The organism is Alteromonas sp. AMM-1, from assembly GCF_047290655.1.
Taxonomy (GTDB): Bacteria; Pseudomonadota; Gammaproteobacteria; order Enterobacterales; family Alteromonadaceae; genus Alteromonas; species Alteromonas mangrovi.
Genome location: NZ_JBLBUE010000166.1, coordinates 1 through 7,504, shown reverse-complemented (window position 1 = coordinate 7,504; position 7,504 = coordinate 1). Strand labels below are relative to the sequence as shown.

Genomic DNA, 7,504 nt, shown 5'->3' with positions numbered 1-7,504 from the left:
CGCTCAGTTACTAAAGTAACTTCGCCTTACAAAAAATCTGCGAAGCGTTGCTTCGCAAAGAAGATTTTTTGTCCCCTTCGTCTAGAGGCCTAGGACACCGCCCTTTCACGGCGGTAACAGGGGTTCGAATCCCCTAGGGGACGCCATATAAAAAGACCAGCTACAAGCTGGTCTTTTTTTTGCGTAGCCGTCAGGGGTGAGAAGCCCTTATTTAAACTGGTTTTGTTAGCATCTTTGCATTTACCATCGAAGCAAATTGTCTTTTCTCCTTGTATTCCAACTTATCCATCACACTACATTCCAGTTATGCAAGTAAACCATGCGCTTCGTTCTGTAATACCAATTCGTAATGAACGCCAATCCGGTTATGCCAAGTGAAAAAGATAATGTAAATACGTAATTGAAGAATAGCTTTGATCTTGAGCACCAGGCTATTTCGCTATAGTTTTAAACTTGTATACAAGATTGCTCGGATCAAGTTTAAGGCTGCACGGCGCGTTGAACCCATTCATTTCCATAAAATACCTACTTGCAATGGCTACGTTGCTGGCAATGCAACTTTCCTCGTCGCTGGTATTTGCTAACACACTTAACGTGGTTACCTCGCTAAGTCAGAGCGATCCTATGTACCAAGGGTTAGTGTATTTCAAGCAATCTGTGGAGCGGCAAACCAACAACGACATTTCGGTTAGGATTTTTGTTGGTTCTCAATTGGGTAACGATAACGATGTACTCGAGCAGGCAATGGCCGGTGCACCGGTAGCCGTGTTAGTGGATGCCGGAAGGTTGTCTTTTTATCAGCGTGAAATCGGTATTTTGAGTGCGCCTTATCTGATTGATAAGGCTGAACAACTTCACCTGTTGGTCCAGTCACCCATGTTCGAACAATGGGCCGGTGATCTCGCCAATTCTGCAGGTATTAAAATACTGGGGTTTAACTGGTGGCAGGGCGAGCGTCACCTGTTAACCAATCAGCCAATCACCACGCCAGCCGACCTGGATGGCATTCGATTGCGCACCATCGGTGCACCCGTATGGATTAGTACCATTCGCGCCATGGGCGCTACGCCTACGCCATTGAGTTGGGCAGAAGTGTACAGTGGCTTGCAGCAGCGGGTAATCGACGGTGCTGAAGCCCAGCATGCAGGTACTTATGGCGCGCGACTGTACGAAGTTATTCGCTATATCAGTAAGACTCGCCATATTCACCTGATTTCCGGATTGGTAGCCAGCCAGTCGTGGTTCAGTCAACTGACCCCCTCACAACAGGCTGCGGTGCAGCAAAGTGCCATAGATGCCGGCAATTACGCGACCTCTCTGGTGCAGGCCCGCCAAAGGGATATCGAGCAGGAACTGGAAGCAAACGGAGTTCAAAACATTACCCCCAACATCGACGCGTTCAGGCGGGCAACAAAATCGGTTTACGATGAGTTGGGTTACGATGCCTTGTATCTGGATATTCAGCAGTATCTTGCCGAACAAGCAGCATTGCCAGGTGAGAGTGTTCAATAATGTGGGCGAAAATGGAACGCACGCTTACGGTAACGTTACTGGCAGCCATTGTGCTGTTGGTACTACTGGCTGCTGTGCTCAGAACAATTGGGTACCCGGTGATATGGTCGGTAGATGTAGCGCAATTATTGTTTGTCTGGTTGGCGGTTCTGGCGGCTAATCAGGCCCTGCGGGAAGGGGCGCATGCAAGACTGGATGTATTGTTCAATAAACTATCCATTATTAACCGACTGCGGTTCCAGTTATGCCTCAATGTGATAAGCGGCTTGTGCCTGGTGTGTATAGGTATATTTGGATTCAAGCTGCTAAGTATCAACCCCGCCAGAACACTGGGAAGTACCGATCTGCCCTACGTCTGGGTAACCGCTGCAATACCGGCCGGTGCTCTGCTTATGCTGGTTACAATTTGTCAGCAAAGCCGCGTGTTGATGCAATGTTTATATCATCCGGTAACCGGGATGCAAGAGTATCCCTCCTGGCTGAATGTATTGGTGGGCGCTGAATCTTCATTAGATAAAACCACACGGCAAACACATCAGCAGGGAATCGACTCATGAGTGCGTTAGTATTTTTGGTACTGCTGTTATTGGGTTTACCGCTGGCATTTGCGCTACTTGCTGGCGGTCTTGTGTATTTTGCTATGGACAGTCATTTACCCATAACCGTAGCAGTACAGCGCATGGTGGCAGCAAGTCAGAGCTTTCCACTGCTAGCGGTGCCGTTCTTCGTCCTGGCCGGTCATGTGATGAATCATTCGGGTATTACCCAGCGGCTAATTACTGTTTCAAATGTGCTGGTTGCCTGGATAAGCGGTGGATTGGCGCACGTTACCATTGTATTGAGCGCACTGATGGGAGGCGTATCGGGATCGGCCATCGCCGACGCAGCAATGCAGGCAAGAGTGTTGGGCGGACCTATGCAAAGTTCGGGATTAAGTAAGGGGTTTACTGCTGCAACCATAACAGTAAGTGCCTTAATTACTGCCTGTATTCCACCGAGTATTGGTTTGATCCTGTATGGTTATATGGGCAATGTGTCGATAGGCAGGCTGTTTCTAGCCGGACTGATCCCCGGAATCCTGCTTACGCTGGTACTCATGCTGGTTGTTTATGTGCAGGCCAGAAAAAAGGGCTTTACCCCGGTACAGGCTGCGCCGCCGTCGGCAATGCAGGTGCTTAAGGCGCTCAATCAAAGTAAGTGGGCGTTGTGTTTCCCCATATTGCTCATTGTGACTATTCGTTTTGGCATTTTTACGCCCTCAGAGGCTGGTGCTTTTGCCGTTTTGTATGCCTGTATTGTGGGAAAGTGGGTTTATCGCGAGTTAACGCTGGCTGAGTTGATAACATCACTTCGCGACAGTATCAGCGACATCGGTATGATCATGTTTATCATTTTATCCTCTGGGGTAGTGGGTTATGCCATAGCGTACGAACAATTACCGGTATCCCTGACACTGGCGGTGACACAGTTAACTACCCAGCCGCAACTTATCTTATTGTTGTGTATGGTAATACTCTTGGTCGTTGGCGTGGTCATGGAAGGTACGATTACCGTGCTGTTGCTCACGCCTATTCTGGTGCCGCTGATGCAGTCGGTTGGTGTCGACCCCGTTCATTTTGGCATTCTTATGTTGATCATGGTGACCTTTGGTGGCACCACGCCACCGGTGGGAATTGCCATGTATGCGGTGTGCAATATCCTCCATTGTTCTGCAACTGATTATGTGAAAGCCGCGATGCCGTTATTTCTTGCCGTGCTGGCGCTAGTGGTTGTATTGGCGCTGTATCCGCCATTGGTGTTGTTTTTACCCGATTTATTATTTTAACGAGAGTCATTGCTATGAAAATCTGCGATGTAAAAGTGATTGTTTGTTCGCCCGGACGCAACTTTGTAACGCTCAAAATCGTTACTGATGAAGGCGTATATGGTGTCGGTGATGCCACGCTGAATGGTCGGGAAAAAAGTGTGGTGAGTTATCTTGAAGACTACATTGCGCCCGCATTATTGGGAAAAGATCCTCACCGTATTGAGGATATCTGGCAGTATTTTTATCGCGGCGCTTACTGGCGCAGAGGCCCGGTAGGTATGACAGCAATCGCTGCCGTTGATACCGCATTATGGGACATTAAGGCTAAAGTAGCGGGATTGCCCTTGTATCAGCTATTAGGTGGCAGAAGTCGCGATAAAATTATGGTGTATACCCATGCTAACGGCGCTGACATTGCGTCTACGCTCGATGCTGTTGGTAAGGCAGTCGAGCAGGGCTATAAAGCGATCCGAGTACAGTCTGGTATCCCAGGGGTAAACAGTACCTACGGTGTGGCAAAGGCCGGGCAAAAGTATGAACCCGCCGACGCTGATTTACCCACGGAAACCGTATGGTCTACGGAAAAATACTTGAATTTCACTCCGAGATTATTCGCAGCAGTACGTGAACAATATGGTGATGATCTGCACCTGTTGCACGATGTTCATCATCGGCTCACCCCAATCGAGGCCGCCAGACTGGGCAAGGCGCTGGAGCCGTTTCACCTTTTCTGGATGGAAGATCCGGTTGCCGCAGAGAATCAGCAAGGGTTTAAACTCATCCGCGAACACACTACCACCCCCATAGCGGTAGGTGAGGTGTTTAACTCCATTCACGATTGTCAGGCGCTGATCCAGAATCAATGGATAGACTATATACGTTCAACGGTGGTGCATGCCGGTGGTATTACTCAGCTCAGGCGCATTGCGGATTTGGCGGCTTTGTACCATATTCGGATGGGGTGTCACGGGGCTACTGACTTGTCTCCCGTGTGCATGGGAGCCGCGTTACACTTTGATTACTGGGTGCCAAACTTTGGCATTCAGGAACACATGCCCCACAGTGAATTAATGGAGTCGGTATTTAGCATAAGTTACCGCTTCGACGAAGGTTATTTCACGCCGGGAGAAGCGCCCGGGCATGGTGTGGATATTAACGAAGACCTTGCTAAAAAATACCCTTACAAACGCGCCTGCCTGCCGGTTAACCGCCTGGAAGACGGCACGCTCTGGCATTGGTAAATAACTATCGGGCGACAACCTTATCGCCCGAACTCAATAGGCTTTAGGATGCTTTCTGTGCATTTGCAGCTTGTTTCATTACACTGGCTAACAGGGTATACACTTCAATCCAGGCAGCCTCCACTTCAGGCGTAAAGTCTTCGGCCAGCCCTTTAAGCGTGTTCATATCAGGGCAGTGGAACATGCTGGTCTGCATTCGTTTGATGTATGTGGTTGTGTTAAACTGTGCTGGCCTGTTGTTTGTTAAACTAATTTTTATTGAAGGTGAATATGTATCCAGTTGGTACACCCGGGACGCCATGGGGCGAAGCAGAAAAACGTCAGTGGCTGGACATGCAATCTGTTAAACGCAGTTATGCAGAAGACGTATTGGCTAAATTAGGCGCATTGCCGGATTCTCTGACCCGAGTACATTACGGGGCGTTGCCCTATGATACCGAGCGCTATCCGCTGTACGCTTTATTAACTAAAACACCGGTTGACGGGGCGCCCTGGGTGCTGATCACAGGTGGCGTACACGGTTATGAAACGAGTGGCGTTCAAGGTGCAATATTGTTTGCCAATGCATACAGCCAGGCTTACTCAGATAAAGTCAATTTTATCATTGTACCGTGTGTGAGCCCATGGGGTTACGAAACCATTAACCGTTGGAATCCAAAAGCCGTCGATCCTAATCGTTCGTTTAAACCCAATTCACCCGCAGCAGAATCTCAATTACTCATGGAATTTGTGCAATCACTGCCTTGCGACATCGCACTGCACGTTGATTTACATGAAACCACCGATACCGACAACAGTGAATTCCGCCCGGCACTGGCCGCTCGTGATGCCATAGAGCAGAAGACCTGGAATATTCCCGACGGTTTTTATTTGGTTGCTGATACGCAACAGCCCTGCATTGAATTACAAGAAGCCATGATTGGTGAAGTGAAAAAAGTGACGCATATTGCGCCTGCTGACGAAAGTGGGCGAATTATTGGCGAAACGCTTTTGTCGGAGGGCGTGATTGGGTACAACAAAAAAGCACTGTTTTTATGTGGTGGCTTTTCAGGCGCACCACTTTGCTCCACCACGGAAGTGTATCCCGACAGTCCATCTGCAACCGACGAAATTTGCAATCTGGCGCAGGTCGCTGCAATTGGGGGAGCACTACACTATTTGCTCACTCAAGGCCAGGCGCAATAATTTACGTTGAAAAGATAAATAGACGTTTGGAATTCTAGACGTCTAAACGTATAATCCCCTTATTCACATTCAATAAGGGGATGGCCGTGCAGTTTGTTGCATTACTTTACGATGGCATTGAACAACGGTTTGTGCGCGAACAGGCACAAAATGAACAGGCGTTTTTTAAAACCTTAGACAGCCAGTATCCTTGCTATGTATGTTTGTGGCACAGTGTTGAATGGCCTGCTCAACAACCAGTAGAAGCGCAGGTAAACACCTGACCCCTTATGGTGGTTAATACCAATTCGCACAGCCACTTTTGCTATTCCCTGGCAAGCACCGCCAAAATATAAGCAATCCAGGCTATCGCTTATTCAAACGACGCCCGCATACCTGGCTGCAAAATACTTACGCCCAACTGAGATATTTGCTACACTTCGCGGCCAATTTTTCACCGAGTTTCCTGCCTGATATGAGAGTGTATTTAGCCCCGATGGAAGGGGTGGTCGATCATTTGATGCGTGACATGCTTACCCGCGTGGGAGGCTTTGATTTATGTGTCACTGAATTCGTTAGGGTTGTCGACCAAAAGCTCCCTCATAAGACGTTTTTCCGGCTGTGTCCCGAATTGCACAATGGGTGTAAAACGCCCAGCGGTGTGCCGGTTAAAATCCAGCTACTGGGCCAGCATCCGCAGTGGTTGGCTGAAAACGCGTTGACCGCAGTGGAACTGGGCTCACCAGGTGTGGATCTGAATTTTGGCTGCCCTGCCAAAACCGTGAATAAGAGCAAGGGCGGAGCGGTGCTGCTCCAATATACTCAGCAACTCCACGACATCGTGTCTGCTGTGCGTCAGGCCGTGCCCGCGCATTTGCCTGTAACGGCAAAAATCAGACTGGGTTACGAAGATAAGTCACTGGCCATTGACAACGCCATTGCCATTGACGAGGCGGGTGCCAGCGAACTTGTTGTTCATGCCCGAACGAAAACCGAGGGCTACCGTCCACCTGCCTACTGGGACTGGATAAAGAAAATCAAAGCGGCAACCAGATTACCCGTGATTGCTAACGGGGAAATCTGGAACTATGAGGACGCCCTGCGCTGCATGGCCGATTCTGGTTGCGATGATCTGATGATTGGCCGCGGTGCTCTGGCGATGCCAAATTTGGCCTGGCATATTCGTGGGGAACAAGCTCCGATGTCGTGGACAGATTTATCGCAACTGCTTATCGATTACTCCGGCTATGAAATATTTGGCGACAAAGGCCGTTATTACCCCAACCGAATTAAGCAGTGGTGTGGTTATCTGAAACGCCAGTACCCGCAGGCTGAAACCTTGTTTGGCGCTATTCGAAGCCTGCAAAAAGCCGACGATATTGTAAAGGTATTGCGACAATCCGCACATCTTTAAGGTAAGCCGTGTGTGTTTGGCTTGTTGGTTTGGGTTCTTTTCGCTACCGTTATAACTTACGGTGTGTGCAACTGAATTGCGCACGCCTGGCTTGGTTCCATCTTGTGGCAGAGGCATTGTGCCAATGACACGCGATGAAAAGAACACAAAATAACGGATCCAGGAAACATGAAAAACACACAAAAACAACTCAGCATGATGCTGCTCTGTTGCTGTGCGCTGTGGTTAACGGCTTGTTCAGAAGACAAAGACGCCAAAACCGAGCAGGCAGCAAAGGTCAGCATCGATAGTAATCCTTTTCCCAGCCGCTATACACCCGTACCCGGAGCACCCACGTTGATTACCAACGTGACAGTACTTGACGGT

The 7,504-nt window shown here is 49.0% G+C and carries 8 protein-coding genes, 1 tRNA gene and 1 pseudogene; 9 read left to right on the top strand and 1 reads right to left on the bottom strand.

What is annotated here, in order from left to right; genetic code table 11:
* Window positions 1–70: 70 nt before the first annotated feature.
* The 5 genes from ACLR2L_RS17285 to manD all read left to right on the top strand — a co-directional run bounded on the left by ACLR2L_RS17285 (window position 71) and on the right by manD (window position 4,560).
* Window positions 71–146 (top strand) — tRNA-Glu (locus ACLR2L_RS17285).
* Window positions 147–498: 352 nt separating this feature from the next.
* Entirely contained in the window at window positions 499–1,512 is a 1,014-nt protein-coding gene (locus ACLR2L_RS17280) for a C4-dicarboxylate TRAP transporter substrate-binding protein (RefSeq protein WP_413369887.1), read from the top strand.
* 11 nt (window positions 1,513–1,523) lie between these two features.
* Window positions 1,524–2,069: a TRAP transporter small permease gene (locus ACLR2L_RS17275; RefSeq protein WP_413369885.1), complete on the top strand. Its 546-nt coding sequence runs from the start codon at window positions 1,524–1,526 to the stop codon at window positions 2,067–2,069.
* Window positions 2,066–3,337 carry a TRAP transporter large permease gene (locus ACLR2L_RS17270; RefSeq protein WP_413369884.1) on the top strand — a complete coding sequence of 424 codons (1,272 nt, stop codon included), beginning with the start codon at window positions 2,066–2,068 and terminating at the stop codon, window positions 3,335–3,337. Before ACLR2L_RS17275 ends, ACLR2L_RS17270 begins: the two co-directional genes overlap by 4 nt.
* 14 nt (window positions 3,338–3,351) lie before the next feature.
* Window positions 3,352–4,560 carry a D-mannonate dehydratase ManD gene (gene manD, locus ACLR2L_RS17265; RefSeq protein WP_413369882.1) on the top strand — a complete coding sequence of 403 codons (1,209 nt, stop codon included), beginning with the start codon at window positions 3,352–3,354 and terminating at the stop codon, window positions 4,558–4,560.
* Between the two features lie 43 nt (window positions 4,561–4,603).
* On the opposite strand, the gene ACLR2L_RS17260 is transcribed toward manD, so the two are convergent.
* Window positions 4,604–4,744 (bottom strand): hypothetical protein, encoded by a 141-nt coding sequence (locus ACLR2L_RS17260; RefSeq protein ID WP_413369881.1) that lies wholly within the window; start codon window positions 4,742–4,744, stop codon window positions 4,604–4,606.
* Between the two features lie 86 nt (window positions 4,745–4,830).
* Here ACLR2L_RS17260 and ACLR2L_RS17255 point away from each other — a divergent pair, with 86 nt between their 5' ends.
* From ACLR2L_RS17255 to ACLR2L_RS17240, 4 genes and pseudogenes are all read left to right on the top strand, one after another.
* The gene (locus ACLR2L_RS17255; RefSeq protein WP_413369879.1) at window positions 4,831–5,745 is read left to right on the top strand and encodes a M14 family metallocarboxypeptidase; all 915 of its coding nucleotides are present in this window, start codon (window positions 4,831–4,833) and stop codon (window positions 5,743–5,745) included.
* Window positions 5,746–5,831: 86 nt separating this feature from the next.
* Entirely contained in the window at window positions 5,832–6,008 is a 177-nt protein-coding gene (locus ACLR2L_RS17250) for a hypothetical protein (RefSeq protein WP_413369878.1), read from the top strand.
* Between the two features lie 191 nt (window positions 6,009–6,199).
* The gene (locus ACLR2L_RS17245) at window positions 6,200–7,138 is read left to right on the top strand and encodes a tRNA-dihydrouridine synthase (RefSeq protein WP_140961830.1); all 939 of its coding nucleotides are present in this window, start codon (window positions 6,200–6,202) and stop codon (window positions 7,136–7,138) included.
* Window positions 7,139–7,306: 168 nt separating this feature from the next.
* Window positions 7,307–7,504 (top strand): annotated as a pseudogene (locus ACLR2L_RS17240) (amidohydrolase); the annotation flags it as partial.